Annotated in this window: 20 protein-coding genes; 7 read left to right on the top strand and 13 right to left on the bottom strand. The window is 60.5% G+C overall.

The annotated features are described in order from the left end of the window. Positions 1-466 precede the first annotated feature (466 nt). The 7 genes from abaF to ACZRMS_RS24505 all read right to left on the bottom strand — a co-directional run bounded on the left by abaF (position 467) and on the right by ACZRMS_RS24505 (position 7,820). Entirely contained in the window at positions 467-1,861 is a 1,395-nt protein-coding gene (gene abaF, locus ACZRMS_RS24535; RefSeq protein WP_463997424.1) for a fosfomycin efflux MFS transporter AbaF, read from the bottom strand. A 241-nt stretch (positions 1,862-2,102) separates the two neighbouring features. Beyond that, complete coding sequence (locus tag ACZRMS_RS24530) at positions 2,103-3,134, bottom strand: trans-3-hydroxy-L-proline dehydratase (RefSeq protein WP_463997423.1); 1,032 nt, start codon at positions 3,132-3,134, stop codon at positions 2,103-2,105. Positions 3,135-3,190: 56 nt separating this feature from the next. Beyond that, positions 3,191-3,913 carry an amino acid ABC transporter ATP-binding protein gene (locus tag ACZRMS_RS24525; RefSeq protein WP_048362027.1) on the bottom strand — a complete coding sequence of 241 codons (723 nt, stop codon included), beginning with the start codon at positions 3,911-3,913 and terminating at the stop codon, positions 3,191-3,193. Then, on the bottom strand, positions 3,906-4,556 hold the full coding sequence (locus ACZRMS_RS24520; RefSeq protein WP_463997422.1) for an amino acid ABC transporter permease: 651 nt from the start codon (positions 4,554-4,556) through the stop codon (positions 3,906-3,908). The genes ACZRMS_RS24525 and ACZRMS_RS24520 overlap by 8 nt, the downstream gene beginning before the upstream one ends. Before the next feature lie 10 nt (positions 4,557-4,566). Beyond that, positions 4,567-5,232, bottom strand: a complete 666-nt coding sequence (locus ACZRMS_RS24515) for an amino acid ABC transporter permease (RefSeq protein ID WP_463997421.1) — start codon at positions 5,230-5,232, stop codon at positions 4,567-4,569. After that, a complete protein-coding gene (gene lhpI, locus ACZRMS_RS24510; RefSeq protein ID WP_463997420.1) occupies positions 5,225-6,991 on the bottom strand; it encodes a cis-3-hydroxy-L-proline dehydratase in 1,767 nt (588 codons plus the stop codon). Before lhpI ends, ACZRMS_RS24515 begins: the two co-directional genes overlap by 8 nt. 10 nt (positions 6,992-7,001) lie before the next feature. Beyond that, the gene (locus ACZRMS_RS24505; RefSeq protein ID WP_463997419.1) at positions 7,002-7,820 is read right to left on the bottom strand and encodes an ABC transporter substrate-binding protein; all 819 of its coding nucleotides are present in this window, start codon (positions 7,818-7,820) and stop codon (positions 7,002-7,004) included. 310 nt (positions 7,821-8,130) lie between these two features. Here ACZRMS_RS24505 and ACZRMS_RS24500 point away from each other — a divergent pair, with 310 nt between their 5' ends. Continuing rightward, positions 8,131-8,544, top strand: a complete 414-nt coding sequence (locus tag ACZRMS_RS24500; protein WP_463997418.1) for a hypothetical protein — start codon at positions 8,131-8,133, stop codon at positions 8,542-8,544. A 1,079-nt stretch (positions 8,545-9,623) separates the two neighbouring features. On the opposite strand, the gene ACZRMS_RS24495 is transcribed toward ACZRMS_RS24500, so the two are convergent. The 3 genes from ACZRMS_RS24495 to ACZRMS_RS24485 all read right to left on the bottom strand — a co-directional run bounded on the left by ACZRMS_RS24495 (position 9,624) and on the right by ACZRMS_RS24485 (position 12,043). Further along, on the bottom strand, positions 9,624-10,307 hold the full coding sequence (locus ACZRMS_RS24495) for a GntR family transcriptional regulator (protein ID WP_463997417.1): 684 nt from the start codon (positions 10,305-10,307) through the stop codon (positions 9,624-9,626). Between the two features lie 61 nt (positions 10,308-10,368). After that, positions 10,369-11,070 (bottom strand): cyclase family protein, encoded by a 702-nt coding sequence (locus ACZRMS_RS24490; protein ID WP_463997416.1) that lies wholly within the window; start codon positions 11,068-11,070, stop codon positions 10,369-10,371. Positions 11,071-11,110: 40 nt separating this feature from the next. Next, entirely contained in the window at positions 11,111-12,043 is a 933-nt protein-coding gene (locus ACZRMS_RS24485; RefSeq protein ID WP_463997415.1) for a helix-turn-helix transcriptional regulator, read from the bottom strand. A 147-nt stretch (positions 12,044-12,190) separates the two neighbouring features. On the opposite strand from ACZRMS_RS24485, the gene melA reads away from it, so the two are divergent. The 3 genes from melA to ACZRMS_RS24470 all read left to right on the top strand — a co-directional run bounded on the left by melA (position 12,191) and on the right by ACZRMS_RS24470 (position 15,867). After that, complete coding sequence (gene melA, locus ACZRMS_RS24480; protein ID WP_463997414.1) at positions 12,191-13,516, top strand: alpha-galactosidase; 1,326 nt, start codon at positions 12,191-12,193, stop codon at positions 13,514-13,516. A 165-nt stretch (positions 13,517-13,681) separates the two neighbouring features. After that, on the top strand, positions 13,682-14,995 hold the full coding sequence (locus ACZRMS_RS24475) for an oligosaccharide MFS transporter (RefSeq protein ID WP_463997413.1): 1,314 nt from the start codon (positions 13,682-13,684) through the stop codon (positions 14,993-14,995). Positions 14,996-15,084: 89 nt separating this feature from the next. Continuing rightward, positions 15,085-15,867, top strand: a complete 783-nt coding sequence (locus tag ACZRMS_RS24470; protein WP_463997412.1) for an SDR family NAD(P)-dependent oxidoreductase — start codon at positions 15,085-15,087, stop codon at positions 15,865-15,867. A gap of 58 nt (positions 15,868-15,925) precedes the next feature. Here the strand turns inward: ACZRMS_RS24470 and ACZRMS_RS24465 are convergent, their stop codons facing one another. Beyond that, positions 15,926-17,524, bottom strand: coding sequence for a carbohydrate porin (locus tag ACZRMS_RS24465; protein ID WP_463997411.1), 1,599 nt, complete (start codon positions 17,522-17,524; stop codon positions 15,926-15,928). Positions 17,525-17,812: 288 nt separating this feature from the next. Here ACZRMS_RS24465 and ACZRMS_RS24460 point away from each other — a divergent pair, with 288 nt between their 5' ends. Further along, entirely contained in the window at positions 17,813-18,811 is a 999-nt protein-coding gene (locus ACZRMS_RS24460) for a LacI family DNA-binding transcriptional regulator (protein ID WP_463997410.1), read from the top strand. On the opposite strand, the gene ACZRMS_RS24455 is transcribed toward ACZRMS_RS24460, so the two are convergent. Continuing rightward, entirely contained in the window at positions 18,765-19,544 is a 780-nt protein-coding gene (locus tag ACZRMS_RS24455) for an ArsR/SmtB family transcription factor (protein WP_463997409.1), read from the bottom strand. The genes ACZRMS_RS24460 and ACZRMS_RS24455 overlap by 47 nt on opposite strands. Positions 19,545-19,618: 74 nt before the next feature. Here ACZRMS_RS24455 and ACZRMS_RS24450 point away from each other — a divergent pair, with 74 nt between their 5' ends. Both ACZRMS_RS24450 and ACZRMS_RS24445 read left to right on the top strand, forming a co-directional pair. Beyond that, positions 19,619-20,776, top strand: a complete 1,158-nt coding sequence (locus tag ACZRMS_RS24450; protein WP_463997408.1) for a cytochrome P450 — start codon at positions 19,619-19,621, stop codon at positions 20,774-20,776. Continuing rightward, complete coding sequence (locus tag ACZRMS_RS24445; RefSeq protein WP_463997407.1) at positions 20,773-21,117, top strand: antibiotic biosynthesis monooxygenase family protein; 345 nt, start codon at positions 20,773-20,775, stop codon at positions 21,115-21,117. Before ACZRMS_RS24450 ends, ACZRMS_RS24445 begins: the two co-directional genes overlap by 4 nt. 5 nt (positions 21,118-21,122) lie before the next feature. Here ACZRMS_RS24445 and ACZRMS_RS24440 read toward each other — a convergent pair whose 3' ends face one another. Then, positions 21,123-21,893 (bottom strand): phytanoyl-CoA dioxygenase family protein, encoded by a 771-nt coding sequence (locus tag ACZRMS_RS24440; protein WP_463997406.1) that lies wholly within the window; start codon positions 21,891-21,893, stop codon positions 21,123-21,125. Between the last annotated feature and the right edge of the window lie 13 nt (positions 21,894-21,906).

Here is a 21,906-nt window from a genome sequence, read left to right as displayed (position 1 = left end):
TTGAGTTGAATCGCGCCGATGCCATCGCGAGCAAGCCCGCTCCCACATGGGGGTGTGCAGTTTCAAGCCTTAACCTTTGCTTTTGCTGTAGCCACGGGATTAATCAAGCGACGCGATCGCCCCTCACAGAAGGCCGAACGCAGGTGCTGTTCTGGGGGTGACGCGGCAGGACGCCGCGCCAGCCGCGATGGGCCATGGATGGCCCGTCGCGGCGTGCCCCCATAACAGTGCCGGAGTGAAGGCAGCGGGGGAGCCTGGGCGACCTCGGCCGTATGGCAGGGCAAGGACTTTTTGGTTCCGTTTGGGTCCTTGCAAAAGGGACTCGCTGTAAGAGCGAAACCAATATTTCAGTTAAACGCGAATGCCGGATATGTACCCGGTATTGCAGTTATTCATCAGCCAAGGCGCGATTTGGCAGGCGCACCGCATTTCCCGTATCGCAGGCAAGCCCACTCCCGCCGTTGTCTTACGCCATCGAATCACCACGACGCGGCGCCGCTGCCGGGCTGTCGTCCAGCGCCGAGATACGCGCTGCTGATTCAGCATCCACTTCACGCAGCGACTTGCCGCGGGTTTCGCGGGTCAGGCTGACGGCTATGACCGAGATCACCGAGGCACCCACCAGGTACCAGGCGATCGGCGTGGAGCTGTGGTACTTGTTGAGCAAGGTGATGGCGATCAGGGGGGCCAGTGAGCCGGCAAAGATCGGCGCCACCTGATAGCACAGCGACAACGCGGTATAACGCACATGCGTCGGGAACATCTCGGCCATCAACGCCGAGTAAGGTGCGTAGGTCATCGACTCAATGGCCAGGCCCAGAGTGATGGCGGCCATGATCAGCCAGTTGTTGCCGGTGTCCATCATCGGGAAGCCAACAAAACCCCAGAACGCAGTGAGCACGGCCCCCACCAGGTACACCGGTTTGCGCCCCACCAGGTCAGACAGGTAACCCATCAGCGGGATCAGGAAGAAGTGCAGCAGATGCGCGCCGAACATCAGGAACAGGATTTCCGAGGTGTCCTTGTGTACCACCAGTTTCAGGTAGGTGATCGAGAAGGTCACCACGGTGTAGTACAGGATGTTTTCCGCAAAACGTGCACCAATGCCCACCAGCACGGAACGCCAGTGGTGACGCAGTACTTCAACCACGCCCAGTTGCTGTTGCTTGTTTTGCGCCTGACGGGCCTGGGCTTCCTTGAAGATCGGTGCGTCGTCGACGCTGGTACGGATCCAGTAGCCGATCAGCACCACAATCGCCGAGAACCAGAACGCTACTCGCCAGCCCCAGGCCAGGAAGTCGGCTTCCGAGAGGGTGGTGGACAGCAGCAGCAAGGCGACGGTGGCGACCAGGTTGCCCGCGGGCACCCCGGCTTGCGGCCAGCTGGCCCAGAAGCCCCGGCGATTGTCCGGGCAGTGTTCGGAAACCAGCAAAATCGCTCCGCCCCATTCCCCGCCAAAAGCGAAGCCTTGAATCAGGCGCAGTACTACCAGCAGCACCGGTGCGGCGTAGCCGATCGTGTCGAAGCCGGGCAGGCAACCCATCAGGAAGGTGGTGATGCCCACCACGACCAGGCTCAGTTGCAGCAGACGTTTGCGCCCGAACTTGTCCCCGTAGTGACCGAACACCAGCCCGCCCAGAGGGCGCGCCAGAAAGCCGACCGCGTACAGGGCAAAGGCGGCGATGATGCCGTCGATCGGGCTATCGGTCTGGCGGAAGAACAATTGGCCAAAGACCAGCGCCGAGGCGGTGCCATAGAGGAAAAATTCATACCATTCGGCGACGGTGCCGGCCATGGCGGCAGCCACGACGCGTTTTAGTCCCGCCGGGGTGGTTGTAGCGTGAGAGGGTTGTGTCGACATGCTGTGTGTCCTGTATGGGCATGAAAGCGTGGGCCGGGGCAGTCATTGTTTGTTGCCTTCGGCTGCGTGAATAGTATTTCGTATACGATTTGTTTCGAGTGTTGTGTGCCAATCAATCCGGGCTTGCGGTGAACCTGCAGCCGCTGCCGAGGCAGGAGGCTGCGATAAGGTGCGACTTCAAAAACACAGGGCCGCTTCGCAGCTTCGTCAGTGGCTACAGATTTGCACGGATTCCAGAGTGTTAATGGGCACCGGGCCAGGTATCAGACAGTCGATACCCTTGTGGCCACGGGTCGCTCGGGTCGAGCAGGTGCTGGTGGGTGCCGGTGATCCAGGCACGCCCGGAAATGCAAGGGTAGATAGCCGCTCGCCCGGCGACTTCGGTCATGGAGTCGATGCGGCAATGGAACTCGGAACCGATGATCGAGCGCCCGACAAAACGGTCCCCGACCTTCAGCACGCCCTTGGCCTGCAACACGGCCATGCGCGCCGAGCAACCGGTGCCACAGGGCGAGCGGTCGATCTTGCCCGGGCGGATCACCACGGCGTTGGCGCCACTGGCGATACCGTTTTCATACACCAGGGGGGCCGCGATCTGGCAGAAGGAAATATGCGACCAGTCAGGGTTCAGCGGGTGGACGAAGCCCAGTTGCTCGTTGGCAGCGCGGGTAATCTTCAGGCCCACTTCGACGATATCTTTGGCTTCGTCAGGGCTGATGGAGAACCCCAGCTCCTTGGCATCGGCGAGCACAAAACTGTCGCCGCCATAGGCGGTGTCGACCTTGAGCGAGCCCAGACCTTCCACTTCGATCCAGGCATCCAGGCGGTCGGCGAAGGAGGGCACGTTCTTGATTTCAACCCGCTCCACCTTGCCGTTGCGGCACTCGGCCACGGCTTCGATCAGCCCGCCCGGCGCTTCGAGCACCAGCCGGGTCTGGGGCTCGGTCATCGGCAGAATCCCGCTGTCGAGCAACACCGTGGACACGCAGATGGAGTTGGAACCCGACATCGGCGGCGTGTCGGCCGGTTCCATGATGATCCAGGCCATTTGCGCCCGCGGGTCCTTGGCCGGCACCAGCAGGTTGACGTGGCGGAACACCCCGCCCCGGGGCTCATTGAGCACAAAGTTGCGCAGGGTTTCGTCCTGGGCAATCCAGCGGGACTGCTCCCACACCGTGGCCCCGGGTGGCGGGGCCACGCCGCCAACGATCACATCACCGACTTCGCCCTCGGCGTGACAACTGACCACATGAATGACTTTCGATGAACGCATGGTTTGCTCCGTGTTGTGTCTGTGTGAACGCTAGTCCGCTCCCACGGTGATCTGAACTATTTGACCGACTTGAGGAAGGCCGCGGTTTCGGCGTGTACAGGGTTGCCTATGACTTGATCGGGGGTGCCGATTTCGTGCACCAGGCCATTGCGAAAGAACGCCACGCGGTCGGAAACATCCCGCGCAAAGCGGATTTCGTGAGTCACCAGCACCATGGTCATACCGTCTTCGGCGAGCATGCGCATGGTGTCCAGCACTTCACCCACCAGCTGCGGGTCGAGGGCCGAGGTGGCTTCGTCAAACAGCATGTAGTCCGGCGACATGGCCAGGGCGCGGGCTATGGCCATGCGCTGTTGCTGCCCGCCCGACAGCTTGCCGGGGAAGGCCTTGAGCTTGTCGCCCAGACCCACGTGGGTCAGTTGCTGCACCGCCAGGGCCTCGGCTTCGGCCTTGCTCTTGCCCAGTACCTTGCGCGGCGCCAGCATTACGTTTTCGAGCACGGTCAGGTGCGGGAAGGCGTTCCATTGCTGGAACACGATGCCGATTTTTTGCCGCAGGTGGTTGAGGTTGGTGGCGCGGTCGTGGACTTCGATCCCGTCGACGCGGATATGGCCTTTCTGGATCGGCTCCAGGCCGTTGATACACATCAGCAGGGTCGACTTGCCGGAGCCGGAGCCGCCGATAATCGATACCACTTCGCCCTTGTTGACGGTCAGGCTCACGCCCTTGACCACTTCAAGGTCGCCGAAGGATTTGTGGACGTTGTCGATCTCAATCATTTTCTTGCCACCTTTTTTCCAGGCGAGCGCCAAGGCGGGCAACCACCAGGCTCATGACGTAATAGATAAGGCCGGCGATGCACAGCACCAGCATCGGTTCCTGAATACGGGTGACGATGGTTTGCGAGGCGCGCAGCAATTCGACGATGCCGATCCACATCACCAGCGCGGTGTCCTTCATCACGCTGAGCACCAGGTTGAGCCAGCCGGGGAAGGCCACTCGTGTGGCGATGGGCAGCACGATGTAGCGCAGGTCCTGCAGGTAGCTCAGGCCCAGGGAGCGGCTGGCCCGGCGTACGGTGGGCGGCACCGCCAGTACGCCGCTGCGCACGATTTCGGTGAAGTACGCGGCGGCGTAGACCCCGAGCACAATGCAACCGACGCTGAAGGCGCTGATGTTCAGGCCGACAATGCTTTTGAGCGAGTTGAACAGCACAAACTGGATCAGCAACGGCACGCTGCGAAACACATCCAGCACCCACGCCAGCGGCAGGCTGGCCCGTGGCAGCAGCGCCCGCAACAGGCCGAACAGCAGGCCGGCGAGGGTGCCGAGCACGATGGCCCATGTGGTCAGCTGCAGGGTGACCCAGGCCCCCTCCAGCAAAAACATGAAGTCGTTCCAGGTAAAACTGGTGGAAAACATAGTCACGTCCTCAGTAACGGAACAGTCGCCAGGCCAACAGCCGGGCTACTGCAACGATCGCCTTGGCAATCAGGTAATACAGCACCGCAGCAAGGGCGAAGTATTCGAAGGTGCGGAACGTTTTGACGTTGTAGTCCTGGGTGACGCCCGTAAGGTCGTTGTTGAGCCCGACGATCACCCCCAGCGAGGTCATCAGTACGGCCCAGACCATCTGATTGGTCAGCGGGTAGAACACGATGCGCAACAACTGCGGGACGACGATCATGCGGTAGGTCTGGAACGCGCTCATGCCCAGGGAGCGGGCGGCGCGAATCTGGGTTTCGGGCACGGCCTTGAGGCCGCCGCGGAAGTTTTCGGCCAGGTAGCCGGCGTTGTTGAACGTGATCCCGGCCAGCAGCGCGATCCATGAACTGACATGCAGGCCCAGGGAGCCCAGCCCGAAGTACAGGACATAGATCTGGAACAGCGACGGGGTGTTGCGGGCGATGGACACCCAGACGTTGCCGACACCGCGCAACATCGGGTTTTTGCTTTCGCGCATCACAGTCAGGGCCAGGGCGATCAGTACCCCGAAGATCATCGACAGCGCTGCTGTTTCAAAGGTGACCAGAGCACCGGCGAGCATATCCGGCAAGGCGCGCAGGGCTGAGCGCCATTGGAAGGTGTAATCAAACATGGACGGGGTTCTCCAGTAAGGCAGCGGTTTGCAGCCACTGCGGCAAGCGCCCGCTGGCCGTGGCGCTGCACGCCGCATCCACACATTCGGCGAGGCTGGCGAAATGCACCTTGCGCCCCACCAGGCCGGGGGCGTAATGGGCGTATTTGCCCGAGTTGGTCATCAGGTTTCGGGCGGCGGGCGGGATGACCGGCTCACCCAGCATGCACCAGCAGGTATCGCAGACCAGCGTGGCGCCGAAGGCTTCGATCGCGGCGATATGCCCGGCGGCGCGGGCCTGTTCCAGTACCGCACGGCCACAGGTGATCGCCAGTACCACGTGCGGGTGGCAGTGGCGGCCCTGGCACAGCCGGGCCAGACGGGCGAACTCGCTGAGGGAGAAGTGCGGGTTGCCCAGGGACACTACGTCCACACTGGGGTCGCGGGCGCTGTTGAGCTCCTGCCAGCTGAGCAGCAAGTCCGCCAGGGTGACCCGGGTCACCGGCAACGGGCCGTCCAGCACCTGTGCCGGGTCGAGCGCTTCGGGGGTCACTCCGGCGATATGAAACAGCGGTGCCGAGGAGGTTGTCGCAAAGGCCGCACCGAATGCCTTGAGGTCGTCGAGGTCCGGGTGATGCTGCTCCAGCCCTGAGATCAGCGGGATACGGCTGCCGGCCAGGGCGCCGATGTGGTAGCCCAGCAAGGGGTAGAACGCATCATCGAGGTCGGCCAGGGGTGGCAGTTCGACGTGCAGCCGGGCTTTGCGCCGGGCGTCCAGATGGCAGCCAGTCAGGGGAGCACGACCGGTGAGGGCGATGCAGATATCCAGATAGTCCGGGTATTTGAGCGTGCGAGCGCCCAGCACACTGTTGGCGTAAACCACTGCGTTGGACTCGGCCCAGACGATTTGCTCGCCCGCCTTGGGCGCGCTGTCGAGCAGGTAAGGGGCGCAGGTGAAACTCAGTTGCGCACCCATGGCCATGTAGGCGTCGCCCAAGGCACTGGCCGGTTCGCCCAGTGCCGGGTCGATACCCAGTTCGCGCCAGCGGCGCTGGTCTACGGAAATCGAATTGAGGGTGGTGGGCACCCGTACTTTGGCGCCCCATTCCACCAGTTGCCGGGCAAAGCGCAGGCTGGCAGGCCCGGTATAAATGCAGCCGTCGATATGGGCCTGGGTGATGTCGATCAGTTGCTCGGCCCCTTGCAGCTGCGCCATGCGCAGCACGATCTGCATTGCGACCTGAGCCGCCTTGCCGAACTCGCCGGCAAGCAGTGCCCGGTCGTGTGCGGTGAGCCGGACCGAGTGGCTGTCGGGTTGCACGTCGCTTAGGCGTGGTGCCCAGGTATCGTCGGGCTGTTTATCGAACAGATCCAGGTGGGTGCCATCGACCCGGGCGAACTCCTTGCCGCCCAAGGCCGCAAAGGCCTCTTCGCCGATGCAGAGCACCGGCAGGGAGCGCCCGAACAGCAGCTGTGCAACCAGCACGCCCAGGGTCAGAATCTCATCGGCCTGGGCCAGCACCAGTGCGGCGGGGGCGTGGCCATTGCTGATCAACTCCATCAGCACGCTGCTGCCTGTACAGGAGCCGCGCCCGCTCGGGATCGCCAGCACCCGGCCGGCCAGGCACTGGCCGCTGAGCGGGTGGTGACGGTCAATCACCTCACCGCTGCAGGGGTCGACGCCGCCCCAGAAACTCAGGCCGACATCGGCGTGCAGCAGGGGGCCAAAAGCAGCGCCGTCAACCAGGCTGCGACCGGCAAGAGAAGATTTCCCAGACATGCTGGATACCTCAGTAGTAGACGTGAGGCACGGTCAGATCAGCCGGTGGAATCTCGGTCCCGACCCATTTGACCCACAGCTCCTTGTAGCGTCCGGTGCGCACTTGCTGGTTGACGAACAGGTTGAGGTAGTTGAGCAGACCGTACTCGTTGCGTTTGGCTCCCAGTGACACGTAATCAACCACGTAAGGCGCGTTACCGGCGACTTTCAGGTTTTTGTACTTGCCTGATTTAAGGGTAGCTGCGGCCACGGTATTGGTGACGACGGTGGCTTCAATATGGCCTTGGGCGACGGCCAGCAGGGTGTCGTTTTGCGACTGATAAGCGCGGAACGAGCCGCTGCCCCAGTTTTTCACGTCTTTTTCCAGGGCAATGGCCTCATAGGTGCCGCTGGTGTTGCCCAAGGCCTTGCCCTTGAGGTCGTCGAAGCTGTTGATGCCGGTATTGTCGCGGGTCAGCACCACCATCTGGAACGCAAAGTAAGGGATGCTCAGGCCCACGGTTTTAGCCCGCTCCAGGGTGTCGGAAGTGGACGCCACGATGATGTCCGCACGCCCGGAGACCAGCGCCGGGATACGGTCGGGGAAGGGGGTTTCGACGATTTCGGGATCGACTCCGAGCACTTTCGCCAGGTCATTGCAGTAGTCCACGTCAAAGCCCACCGGCTTGTTGGCTTCGTCACGGGAACCCATGGGCGGGAAATCCAGGGTCACGGCACAGCGCAGCTTGCCCGAACCAATGATGTCGTCGAGCTTGTCGGCCTGGGCCGTGGCGATAAAGGAACTACTGAGAACAGCGCTGAGGGCTACGGCAAATACGGGGTTTTTCATAGAAGCCTCGGAGTCGTTGAAGTGCTGTTGAATATCGGATTGTGGATTTCGTATACGATATTTATTTAGCAATCACTGTGCCGATTTTTCCTGCATGTACGTAATCAGTGAGCGAGTGAGGTTTTTGCTGGCTTGAGTGATGGCACTTAGGTGCAGGACGGGTTGCCGTGTAGCAGGGTGGTGTTACAGAAGGGAGCAGTAACGTAGGAAATGCCCCACAAGGGAACACTTGCTGGCTTTTTGGCGGCATTTTCAACGTTGTGCCCTGCGGGCAGTATGGGGAGGTCCTGTTCTTGAGAGCGTGAACCCTATGCATAACGATGATGAAAGCGATGTGTACTACATCAATACAGATCTGATGCTGACGGCCCCCGTTGACCTGGCGCCATTGGCACAGGCGATGGCGTCCGCGCATCTCTGCGACTGTTCAATCAGTTGCTTGCATGACAGCCAGGCCGACGACGGTGTTTATCATTCGGTTTTCGAAGCTTACGGCCCACAGGGGAGTTACGGCACACCTGAAGAGAGCATCAATGTGCTGCTTGGTGCTGTTGAGCAGCTCCCGCAAGCGTTGAAACCCCTGTGGCAAGCCTGTACGCGAAAAACAATGGACATCGGTTTGCGAAGTGATGCGTTAACGCACAGCCTGACTTACCCGCTCCGCTTCGGCACGCTTGCCCGCATGCACTTATTGGGGATTGATCTGGCTATCACGGTTTACTGACACCTGCAGATATTCTGTTCACAGAAAGGCTTGGGTGATCAGGCTTCCAGCTTGTAGATACGGGCGCACTGCAAAACAATTGCCCTCCCCGAGTACATATCGGGCATTCGTGCCCAACTGCAATATTGGTTTCGCCCTACGGCGAGGTACTTTGGTCAAACAGCCGAGTGTCGGACCACCACAAAAATAAGCAAAAAGGCCTTGCCCCGGCATCCATGCCGGGAGACCCACTGCGCAGAACCTCCACTCGGCCTCCCGAAGGGGCGGGCAGATCAACAGCAATGCCCGCCGAGGCGGCCTACCGGCCGGCCTGTTTGGCGGCGAGGTCTGCGAGACTCGCACATCTCCTCTGTGGGAGCGGGCTTGCTCGCGATGCAAGCGGCGCGGTATTTGAGTTGAATCGCGCCGATGCCATCGCGAGCAAGCCCGCTCCCACATGGGGTTGTGCAGTTTCAAGCCTTAACCTTTGCTTTTGCTGTAGCCACGGGATTAATCAAGCGACACGATTACCCCTCACAGGAGGCAGGACGCCGCGCCAGCCGCGATGGGCCATGGATGGCCCGTCGCGGCGTGCCCCCATAACAGTGCCGGAGTGAGGGCACCGGGGGAGCCTGGGCGACCTCGGCCGTATGGTAGGGCAAGGACTTTTGGTTCCGTTTGGGTCCTTCCAAAAGGGACTCGCTGTAAGAGCGAAACCTGTATTTCAGTTAAACGCGAATGCCGGATATGTATCCGGTATTGCAGTTACTGACACAGCGTACATATCCATTCGATGCGCCACGGCTATCTACGGATTTCGCCCTTGCTTCGGTCCTGCTCCGTGGGCGCGCCGAAGGGGCGGGCAGATCAAAGGCGTTCGAGGCGGCCGGTCTGTTTGGTGTCGGGATCTGTGACGCCTCCAATCCGCTGTGGGAGCGAGCCTGCTCGCGAAGGCATCACTGCGGTTTACCAGAAAGATCGCGTCGCCTGCTTCGCGAGCAGGCTCGCTCCCACAAAAAAGGGTGCTGTTTAAAGTCTGGTTATTGCCTTTGCTTGACCGCGAGCAGAGTCTCTGCAGGTGTTGTGTCTGCCTGCGAATCTCAATGACTTTGCGGCAGGTGCTCGAACAGGGTCTTGCACACCCCGGCAATGTGTTCGTCCAGCAGCACCACAGCCAGCTCCACATCACCGGCCCGGCAGGCGTCGAGGATTTGCCGGTGTTCGTGGTCGGCGCGGTGTTTGCCGGCCGACAAGCTCATCTGGATGCGCAGGTAGCGTTCAAGCTTGTCATTGACCGAGCGAATCAGGCTGATCATGAAAGGCCGCTGTGCAGGCTCGTAGAGGCAGACGTGCAGTTCCCAGTTGAGTTCGGCCCATCGGCCCACGTCATCTTCGCCGACAAACTCCTGGCAGATGCGTTCGGCTCGGGCGAAGGTCTCTTCGGTCATGTTGGGGATGGCCAGGCGCAGCAACTTGTCTTCAAGCAGCATGCGCACCTCGAACATCTGCGCCAGTTCGGCTTCGGAAATTCGCGTGACCATAGCCCCGCGATTACGCTGGAACATCACCAGGCCTTCGGCTTCGAGCCGCTTGAGGGCTTCGCGCACGGGGATCTTGCTGACATTGAACTGGCGGGCGATATCGTCCTGGCGAATCGGCTCATCTTCAGCGAAGTGCCCGGCAACAATGGCGTCGCGCAGATGCAGGGTGATGATTTCCGACGTGGAAGGTGAGTTGCCAAGGTCAGGAGCATTGAATTTTGGGTGGGCCACGGTCGTCGTCATTCCCAGGGAAAGCAAATATGGTATACGAATTCGCCCGGGGGAGCCGTGTGCCGGTAGTCGCTCAGCGTACAAACGCCAGCACGCTGGCGGGTGAGCCTGATCCCGCCTGCAGGCGTAGTACGCCAATAACCAGCGTGCTGCCCGTTGGTGGCAACCGGTCGAGGTTGTTCAGGCACTCGAGGATGATGCCACCCTGCGCCAGTACCAGACGATTGCAGGCAAAGGATGTTTCCTGACCCGGGTCCACCCCGTGGGTGTCGATGCCGATTCCGGCGATGGCGCGATGCTCCAGCAAGAACCGGGTCGCGGCGGCGCCGACGCCCGGGAAGTGCAGACCTTGGGCGTCGGCATTGATAAACCTCCCGGGCTCCAGCCAGCGCGATTGCCAGCCGGTATGGAAAAGCACAACAGAGCCGGGGGCAATGACTCCGTTGTCCTGCTCCCAGAGCTCGATGTCCTGAGCACTGATCACATAGTCAGGGTTGCTACAGATGCGAGCCTGGACATCAACAACCACTGCCGGTCGAACCAGAGCCTCAGGCTTGTAGCCGTCGATGCCCATGGCATCGGGGTAAAAACTGTTGGGGGCGTTCATATGGGTTGCGCTGTGCTCGCCCATGCTGAAGTTGCGCAGGTAATAGCCGTCCTCTTGCAAGGATGCCTGGGTCGTAAAAATCACTGGCGGGTCATTGGGCCAGACGGGGAGGTCGGGCGTGATCAGGTGGCTGAGGTCAACAATCCGGTCAAATTGAATGTTCTGCATCAATGGCTTCCGCTTTCTGGAGGTCGGGCAATGGCGTCTTTTAGGTTGTCCCCAGATTATTGACGTAAAAACCGCTCAGGCGAAACTCACTGGGTGAGAGGGAAAACGCGCGACGGAACAGTTTCGAAAAGTAGTTGGGATCGCTGATGCCGACCGACAATGAAACGGCCTTGATCGACAGGTCGGTGACTTCCAGAAGGTGTGCCGCGCGTTTCATGCGCTCGTGCAGCACGTACTCGGCAGGTGACATGCCGGCGGCGCGGGTGAACACCCGGGAGAAATGGGCGCGGCTCAACCCGGCGATGCGGGCCAGGCTGGCCACATCCAGCTCATCCGTGTCGGCAGGCTGGGGATGTTTGTCCGGCCCCGTTCGCAAGCAGGCATGCACGTGGTTCTGGATAGTCGCCACCACACACGAGCCGCTGGTGGGGAGGGTAGAGTCCTGTACGCACAAGTCATCATGCAGCAGCATCAGTGCTTCATAGGCCAGCGCGGATGCGCGGCCAGCCGTCAGCTCCGGGGTGTGGATCAAGGTATCAATACTGGTGGCCAAGGCTTCGATGGTCTGGCCGGTCAGTTGTAAAACCGGCCCGCGCTCCGCCAGCAACTCCCGTTGCAGCCGCAGCGCCTCCTTGCCGTACATGGCGATCCAGAAGAACTCCCAGCTTTTGCCAGCCTCCAGCCAGTAGCAATGGTCATGGGGGACCAGCAACAACATGGTGTCCCCGGCGTTAAGCCGGTGGTGGCGCCCCTCGAACCGCAAATTGCCCTCGCCGGCAAGGGTGTGTTGCAGGATCACGAAAGGCGTGTCGCCACGCCTGCGCCCGTCCCAGCAATAGGACGCGTCCTGTACCCGGTCGTACCCGGCATTGGTCGGCATGGTGTGCAGTTGATGCCGGCCACGGGGTAGCGAAATGACTTTTATTGCCGGCCCTCTTGCCATCATGTCGTTGAGCACAAAACTACCCGTCATCGCATAAATCTCGTCTGTTCAGGGGGTGGGTCGCCTCCTACCATAGATATCAAGCGGTTCCCGGCAAGCCTGTGTCAGGCCTGAGCCGTCGTGATGCTCTGATATTTATTTACCTGTGTCCACTGCGAATAGAACAAGGATAAGCAGATGACTTTCAAAACCACGAAGATCGCCCTGATCGGTGCCGGCTCCACGGTATTCATGAAAAACGTGCTGGGCGATCTGTTGCACGTCGAGCTGTTGCGCAATGCGCATATTGCGTTGATGGATATCGACCTGCACCGCCTGGAAACCTCGAAGATGGTGGCCGGCAAGATCGCCGAGTCCCTCGGTGTGTCGCCACGATTCGAAGTGACGACCGACCGCCGGCGAGCGCTGGAAGGGGCCGATTATGTGGTCACGATGATTCAGGTTGCAGGGTACAAGCCGGGTACCGTGACCGACTTCGAGATCCCCAGGCGCTTCGGCCTGCGCCAGACCATCGGCGATACCCTGGGCATCGGCGGCATCATGCGTGGCCTGCGTACCGCTCCGGTGCTGGTGGACATCGCCAAGGACATGCGCGAACTGTGCCCCGGCGCCCTGATGTTGCAGTACGTCAACCCGATGGCCATCAATTGCATGGCTCTCAACCGCTTCGTTCCCGAGGTGCGCACGGTCGGGCTCTGCCACTCCGTACAGGGCACGGCCAAAGAGCTGTCCCTGGATATCGGTGTGCCCATCGAAGAGATCCGCTATCGCTGTGCCGGCATTAACCACATGTCCTTTTACACCTCGTTCGAGCGCCTGCTGGCCGATGGCAGTGTCGAGGATCTTTACCCGCGAATCCGTGCGGTGCTGGATGAAGGGAAGGTTCCTGACTGGAACCGGGTGCGCTACGAAGTGTTCAAGCACTTCGGCCATTTTGCCACCGAGTCTTCCGAGCACCTGGCCGAGTACGTGCCCTGGTTCATCAAGCGCCACCGCCCTGACCTGATCGAACAGTTCAATATTCCGCTGGATGAATACCTGCGTCGTTGCGAAGAGCAGATCAGCGAATGGGGTGTGCAGGAACAGGCGCTGATCAACGGTGAAGGGCTCAAGGTCTGCCGCAGCCATGAGTACGCTTCGAAAATCATCGAGGCTGAGCTCACAGGCATCCCGACAGTTATTAACGGCAACGTGATGAACGCTGGACTGATCAGCAATCTGCCTGATAATGCCTGCGTAGAGGTGCCCTGCGTTGTCGACCACAATGGGATTCAGCCTACCCGGGTGGGTAATCTGCCGGTAGGTCTTGCCGCTTTGATGCAAACCAATATCAACGTTCAACTCCTGACCGTGGAAGCCCTGGCCAGTGGTCGTCGTGACCATGTCAAACAGGCCGTGATGCTTGATCCCCATGCCGCAGCCGAACTGAGCCTCGACGAAATCGCGACCATGGTCGACGACCTGATCGAGGCCCACGAGGGCTGGTTGCCGCACTTGGGGTAAGCGCAGGGAACCTGCGGTCTTAGCCTGAAATTCTACCCGAAGTACCAGTCAAACTGCCTTGACCACTGGCCAGCCCCCGGATTCACCGGGGCTGGCGGTCAAGCACGCGCGAGTGAGCAGTCAAGGCACGTTTGTCCATAAAAACAATGAGTCCAGGGTGGACCTATGAACGTGACGCTCGGTACTGCAACTGGCGGGGTTCTGCCGTTTTTCAAATACGGCATGATCTTCTTTTTCTACTACTTCATTACGGGCGGAACGGCGCCTTTTCTGGCGGTATGGCTAGGGGATGTCGGCACGCTGGATGCCGGCGCCATCGGCTTGATGTTCGGCTCACAGGCGGTGTTTGCGATGCTGTTCCAGCCGCTGTTTGGCGTGCTGAGCGATCGTCTGGATCATCGCAAGCACCTGCTGTGTGTGGTCATCGGCCTGCTGATTATGCTGGCGCCGTTCATGAACTGGGTCTTTGCGCCGCTGCTGCGCACTAACCTGATGCTGGCTGCACTGGTGGGTGGTGTTTACCTGGGCATCACCTTCGCCGCTGGCGGTGGTGCGCTGGAGGTGTATATCGAAAAAGCCTGCCGGGCCAACCATATTCCCTATGGTCGGGTACGGATGTTCGGCGCCATTGGTTTCGGTTTCTCGGCGGCGATTTCGGGAATGCTGATCAGCACCAATCCCGAATCGATTTTCTGGCTCGGTTCCATCTGTGCAGTGCTGATGGCCGTGCTCGTCTACCGGATCAAACCGTGCCTGAACACGATGCCTTCGGGTGATGCCCCGGATAAAACGCCGCCGGTTTCCTATGCCGCCATCGGCGGTCTGTTGCTGGATCGACGCTTCTGGTTTCTGGTGCTGTATGTGGTCGGTGTGGCCTGCCTGTACGACATTTTTGACCAGCAGTTCGTGAATTACTTCCGTGGTTTCTTCGACTCGCCGCAGCAGGGCACGCAAGTGTTCGGGTTTGTGACCACGCTCACGGAGTGCATGGTTGCACTGGGCATGTTCCTGATCCCCGGCGTGCTCAACCGCATCGGTGGCAAGAATGCCCTGATTATTGCGGGACTGGTGATGTGGGTGCGCATCACCGGTTCAGGGCTCGCCACGACGACGTTTGAAGTGGTGGCGTTGAAGATGCTCCACGCCCTGGAAGTGCCCCTGGTGTTTATCGGCATGTTCAAGTACATCGAGGATGTGTTCGGGACACGGCTGTCGGCGACCATTTACATGGTGGCGTTTGTCTTTGCCAAGGGGGTAGGGGCCGCGATCATCTCGCCGCTGGCCGGCCATATGTATGAGGTGTACGGTTTCCGGCAGACCTACATCCTGCTGGGCAGCTCGGCGTTGTTGTTCACCCTCGTCTCAATCTTCAGCCTCGACAGCGGCAAGCACAGGAAGCCCGACCGTTCGGGCAAGCGCAAGCCGCTCACGGCGGTGGTTGACGCTCAGGTGTTGTCACAGCCGGTGGTTGCCAAATAACGCTGATCCCTGTTGTGCACCGGGTGCGCGGTCTGTTTTTCGGACTGCGCGCTTTGTGCTTTGCGTCTGATTAATCAAAAGGAAATGACATGACATTGACGACAGTAGAGGGCACACAGCCTGTTTATCCGGACCTCAAGGGTAAGGTTGTGCTGATTTCGGGCGGGGCTTCGGGGATTGGGGAAGCCATGGTTCGGGCCTTCGCCGGGCAGGGGGCGAGGGTGGCGTTTGTCGACCTGGCGCGTGAGCCCGGTGAACGGCTCGAAGCGCACTTGAACACGATTGGCCAGGACGTCAGTTTTACCTGCTGCGACATCACCCGGGTCGAGGCTTATCAGCAAGCCATTCGGGCTTTCGAAGAGACCCTGGGGCCGATCACGGTGTTGATCAACAATGCTGCCAATGATGTGCGGCACACGGTTGAGAGTGTCGACTCAGAGCGCTTCGACCAGATGGTGTCAGTCAACCTCAAGCATGCTTTCTTTGCGGTTCAGGCAGTGGCGCCGATGATGCGGGCTGCTGGCGGAGGGTCGATTATCAACCTCGGTTCCATAGGCTGGATGACCGGTTCGAGCGGCTATCCGGTGTATGCCGCGAGCAAGGCTGCAACACATGGGATGAGCAAGGCGCTGGCCCGTGAATTGGGGCCGGACCGGATCCGGGTCAATACGCTGGTGCCAGGCTGGGTCATGACCCAGAAGCAGCTTGCGCTGTGGGTGGATGAGGCAGCCAGGGCACTGATCGAGCGTAGCCAGTGCCTGCCCGGAGCACTGGAACCGGTGCATATCGCCAATATGGCGCTGTTTCTGGCCTCCAGTGCATCGGCCATGTGCACCTCGCAGAACTTCATTGTCGATGGTGGCTGGGTGTAAAGGCCGGGGCAGGTTATGCCGGCCCTCAAGTGTCCGGGGGCCGGCTGGATTCCTGATGTCAGAACCAGGTTTCCATCTGCACCCCGAGTTGCCAGACCCCGCCGGACTTGAAGCCTTTCTGCCCGAAATCATCGCTGTCGGAGTAGCCATCCAGCGCCTTTGACCAGTCCATATAGGTGGCAAACAGGCGTAGTTCAGGACGGGTGAAGAAATCGCCGACTTCGGGTTTGAAGGTCGGCGCTATGGTGAACTTCCAGAAGTCCCCGCTCACCGCCTGACGCGAAGAATAGCCCCGTGGATCGAGGTCCATTGCCTGCCAGCTGAGTTCGTAGACCATTTCAAAGTTCTGTGCCAGTTCATTGGCAAGCCGCAGGTTGAGGGTCACCCAGCGATAGTCGTCACCCGGCACATAGCGGTTTTTACTGTGCTCGGCGACCAGCGCCGGAGCGATGCGCCAGTCGGAATTGAGGTGCGTTTGACCATAGGCCACCAGGCGCATTGCCTCGGCCTGATCAAGCAGTTCACCGTCCGAACCCACGCTTTTGATTTCTGCTCCCAGGCCCTTGCCATAAAACAAGGCGCTCTTGAACAGGCCTTCACGGCCGAAAAAGTCCGTTTGATGATAAGCAAGCATGGCGTGGGTGCCGCTTTCTGCCGGGGTGTAGCCGGCCTTGTTGCGTCGCGTCAGGTTGCCAGCAGCGTCCTGTACCTTCAGACGGTCATTGTTCTGCCGCGATTCGATGCCGTTAAGCATGACTTGCCAGCGGCCATCGTCGAAGAACTGATTAAGGGTGGCGATGTAGCTTCTGATGTCCTTGTCGTTATCGGTGTTGAGGTCGCCGAAGGTGCGACTGATCACCGAGGCGTTGATGCGCCAGTCTTCGCTCAGGCGCACGTCATAAATACCGCCACCGGTACCGGCCACGGACACCACGTCGAAATCGAGCCAGTGGATATCGAAGTTGTCCCGGTCGTAGCGCTTGCCTGCCCACAGTTTTGCATCACGGAACATCGTGCTGTCCTGGAACGAGGCCAGGTTGTCGAGTTGGGAATAGGCCTGGCGCACGTTGAATTCGCTGTCTTCGGCAGTCCAGTCGTTAGGGTTCTCGACCCCGTCGGCGATGGTGGCAACGAACGTGGACCGGGTGCCGTTGCTGGCGTACATCTCCTTGCTCAGGCTCAAGCCGATGTAGGTATCGACCTCGGTTCCAAGCCGGCCAATGGCACCGCCCACCGAACCTGCCGGGGTCATGTAGGCACTGCCATGACCGGCACCGGCCGCCTGGTTGATGATCGTGCCGGAGCGGGCATAGGCGGTGTACGCGAAGCCATCGTTCAAGTTGGCTGCAGGGGCGGTTGGCGCTGCAGGTGTTGCCGGGCTGGCCGGTGGCGGCGCCGGGTTCGCGGCAATCAGCCCGGTGTTTTCGCCGGCAGGTGCCCGGGCATTGCCGGTGACCTGCCTGTTGAGTTGTTCAAGCTGGTCACGCAAAACCCTGGCATCGGTCTCGGCCGTCGAAGCCCGTGCTTCGGCAGCAGCAGTCCTGGCCTCCAGCCTGGCGAGACGCTCCTCGATACTGGGCGGGGCAGCCGCCATGAGTTGAGTGGACGCGGCAAGCAGGCACAAGCCTGCCCAGGGGCGCAGGGCAACTAAGTCCATTGATAAGCCTCTTATTATTGTTTTTTCAGGGGTTCAACCAGTTGCCGGGCCGGGTTTAATGCGCCGGATAGTTGTTCTGGTAACGTTAACACAAGTCATTTGAACAGGGCATGCCACAACGCTTGAAAGCCGTGCATTCCGGGGGCCGGGACGAGGTTTTTTTCGTGGGTTCAAGATGGCGGGCAGGGCGCAAGGCTGGTGGGCAGGCATTTGCGCCACCTCGGGCTTGCTGTCATGCTCCCGGCGGTTAGGACCCATGCACCGAGAATCACACAAGGGCAGCTGTAAATGGCTTCGGTTAAAGATGTTGCGCGGTTGGCAGGGGTCTCCCTGATGACAGTATCCCGGGCGATCAACACCCCGCAAAAGCTCAATGCTGACACCCTGGAGAAGGTTCGCCAGGCCATCGAGGCACTGGGCTATGTGCCCAGCGAGTCAGCGCGCAAGATCCGCGGCGGCCACTCCAGCAGCAAGACGATCGGCGTGTTCGCTCTCGACACGGCGACCACGCCTTTCGCCGTGGACATGCTGCTCTCGCTGGAACGTACCGCCCGGGACAACGGCTGGAGCGTGTTCATCATCAACGTCTTTGAAACCCCGCCCAACCAGCAGACCATCGACCTGATGCTCTCCCATCGCCCGGACGGAATCGTGTTCAGCGCCATGCAACTGCGTGAGCTGGACATACCCGAAGTGCTGCGCAATTACCCCCTGGTACTGAGCAACTGCATGAGCAGCAGCCCGGGCGTGGCGTGCTATGTGTCCGATGATGAAGACGGTCAGTACCAGGCGGTGCGCCGGGCCCTGCAAAAGGGCTATCGCCGCCCCCTGTGTATCAACCTGCCGCGCCACAGCATGGCCTGGGGGTTACGCCAGCAGGGCTTGTCCCGTGCCCTGAAGGAGGCCGATATCCCGCTGGACAGCGTGCTGCAATATGACCTGTCGACGGATGACGGCTATGACGAAACCATTACCGAACTCAAGCGCCAGCTGGATGAGCCCGGTGCCGGGCCGGGCTTTGATCTGCTGATTTGTGGCAATGACCGTATTGCCCTGATCGCCTACCAGTTTTTGCTCGGCCAGGGCCTGAAGATTCCGGGTGATGTTGCCGTGCTGGGTTTTGACAATATGGTGGGCGTTGCAGAGCTGTTCTATCCGCCGCTGAGCACTGTCCAGCTGCCCTATTACGAAATGGGCTGTCGCGCCGCCCTACACCTGATCGAGAACAGGGACGAGCCCTTCACCCACAAGGTGAAATGCCCGGTTGTTGAGCGTATGTCCCTGTAACAGGCGCCGAGACGGGCCGGCCCTGACTGGCCATCTCAAGCGTGAGCCCGAATCGGGCGCAGAACGCTTTGCGGCCCTTGGGGGTTAATGCAAGTACCCGGCTATCAAGGTCCTGAATCACCCATTTGTGCTTGATGAACAGCTGCAGAAAGGCAGCGCCCAGGGCGCCGGCCAGATGCGGGCGGCGCATGCTCCAGTCCAGGCATGGACACGCGAATCGACGCCGCTGCGCCTTGATGGCGCTTATTTCAAGCCCGAGCCCGGTCATCGCATTTTCCCCGGCCGGGGTGAGTTGATACGTGCTGCTACCATCCAGGTTCGGCGTTAACCAGCCTGACTCAATCACATGGTCGTGGAACTGCACACCCAATGTGCCTGCCATGTGGTCATAGCAGGTCCGCGCGAACTGCAATCTGTCAGGAGTGGTGGGGATAAAGGCTGGCGCAGGGTTCTGGCTGATCACCATCAGCGCTTCGAGCGCCCGGGCGACATGCGCGTCTGCCAGGCTGTAGTAGCGATGCCTGCCCTGGATGTACAGCGTGATCAGGCCATCCTCCTTGAGCCGGGTCAAATGCGCGCTGGCGGTGGACGGGCTGACGTTGGCGATAGCGGCCATTTCAGTGCTGGTACGGGCGTGGCCGTCCATCAGCGAACACAGCATTTTTGTCCGTGCCGGTTCGGCGATGGCCCCCGCGATCCGGGACAAGGATGTTTCACTGTCGAGGCAATCCATATTTCGCTCCTGATCGAATCGTGGGCACTGAAGATGTTCGATAGTAGCGCTTCTTTGTGAACAGGACTTGCGCAATGACGCCGTTTCAAGCCACCACACATCCCGATCCATACGGTTATTACCAGCAGCTCAGGCAGCACGGCGAGCTGTGGTTTGATGCGGCGCTCGGGCTATGGATTGCGAGCAGTGCCCGGGCCGTGGAGGCCGTAGCCGCCCACCCTGATTGCCGGGTACGACCACTGGCTGAGCCTGTGCCTGGGGCCATCGCCCAGGGCCCGGCGGGGCGGGTGTTCGGTCATTTGATGCGGATGAATGAAGGAGAGCGGCATCGATGCCCCAGGGGTGTGATTGCACCTGTCCTGGCCTCAACAGGAGCCGCCAGTATCGCGGATAGCGTGGTGCGCCTGCTCGACTCACCCCATGACCCGTTCGAAGATTTGAATGCGCTGATCTTCACCTTGCCCGTGTCGGTCGTTGCCAGTTTGCTGGGTTTCGCGTCCGGCCAATTGCAAGAAGTAGCCGAATGCACCCGGGATTTTGTCGCCTGCCTTTCACCGTTGAGCGATGAAACGCAATTGCACGCCGCCGACGTCGCCGCTGCCCGGCTTGGCGACATGTTCAATGGCTTGCTCAGTGGTGAGGGCAAGGAAAGCGCTGTTCTGGATCACATCTACAGACAGCATCAGGCAGGCGTCTGGCCGGACCGTGATGCCTTGATTGCCAACCTGACCGGTCTGTTATCACAGACCTGTGAAGCCGGCGCAGGGCTGATCGGCAACACCTTGGTCGCTTTGCAACAGCACCCTGGCCTGCTGCAAAGCGTGCAGCAGGCTCCGCAGCGTGCGATAGAGCTGGTGGCCGAGGTGGCGCGGCATGATTCGCCGGTACAGAACACCCGGCGGTTTGTGGCGGCGCGATGCACTGTAGGCGATCGCGTTCTGGAGGCGGGGGATACCGTTCTGTTGTTATTGGCCAGCGCCAACAGGGACCCGTGGGCCAATCCCGATCCCGACAGTTTCCTGCTCGACAGACCTGCGCGGCGAACCTTCAGCTTTGGCTACGCTCGGCATGAGTGCCCTGGCCAGCAACTTGCGCTGCTTATCGCGTCGCATGCCATTCAGGCATTGCTGCGCCGACAGCCCGCATTCAGTGCCGGTGCCTTGCGCTGGCGTTACCTGCCGTCACTGAATGGCCGCATTCCGAGTTTTTATCATCAGGAGCACGCCCAATGATCGCCGTCATTTTTGAAGCCTGGCCACACGAAGCACAGTACCAGCGTTATCTCGACCTTGCGGGTGAGCTCAAACCCATGCTGGCTGAGGTGGATGGCTTTATTTCCATTGAGCGTTTTCAAAGCCTGAGCGAGCCCGCAAAACTGCTGTCGCTATCATTCTGGCGCGACGAGGAGGCTATCGGGGAGTGGCGGCGCATCGAGCTGCACCGCACGGCGCAGTCAGCAGGGCGCCAAGAGATCTTCGAGGACTATCACCTGCGCATCGCTCAGGTGGTGCGTGACTACAGCCTTGAGGACCGTGCCCAGGCACCCGTCGACAGCCGGCGGATTCACGAGTGAAGCACTTACACCGGCGTACGGCCCCCGGTGTTTCGATAGAAGTCCAGAAGCCGCTCCCTGCAAGATAGCGCCATGGCTTCGTCCGCCTGGCAGCGTAGCGTGGAAAAGCGCACGCCGAACTGGATAACCAGTACATCCCGGCTCTGCTCGCTGCGGTTGGGTGAGCCACCGTGCAGAGTGGCCGAGTGCAGCGCCAGGCAAGCCCCGGCAGCCACATCGGGGCAAAGCGCGGTGTCGGTGGCGGTGTCGCCATGGAGGTGCGAACCCGGCACGACGGAGGTACCGCCATTGCGGGCAGACATGGGGTCAAGCGCAATCAGTAACCGCAGGGTGCGCCCGTCATCGCTGGCAAAAAACCGATTGCCGGCGTCTCGATGCCACCCCATGGCAGGTCCGATCCCGCCGGGTTTGCGCGTCAGGTTGCTGAAATGAAACAGCACGTCCTGAGGGGAACAGTCGAGCAATCGGGCGACGCAGCTCCAGATCGACTGCAAGCTGAAAACTCGCGCAAGGCGGGGCTCAAGGGCCAGCAGATCACCGATGATGAAGGGTTCATGGTTGCAGCTGTCCGGTTCGATACCCGGGTTGCGCTGCGGATGTTGACGGCTGACATCACCGATATTGACCCCGGCAGACAAGGTGGCCGGTTCTCCCGAGCGGTAGCGCTCGATCAATGAGCTGCAAAGCGCTCTTGCGCGAGCCAGTTCATCATCATCAATCAGCCCGGGTATGACGGCATAGCCGTGGGCGCGAAATGTCACTGTCCTTGTGTTCAAGCCCGACTCCGGT

This window comes from Pseudomonas sp. B424, assembly GCF_055408345.1.
This window is presented reverse-complemented; position numbering and strand designations above follow the sequence as displayed.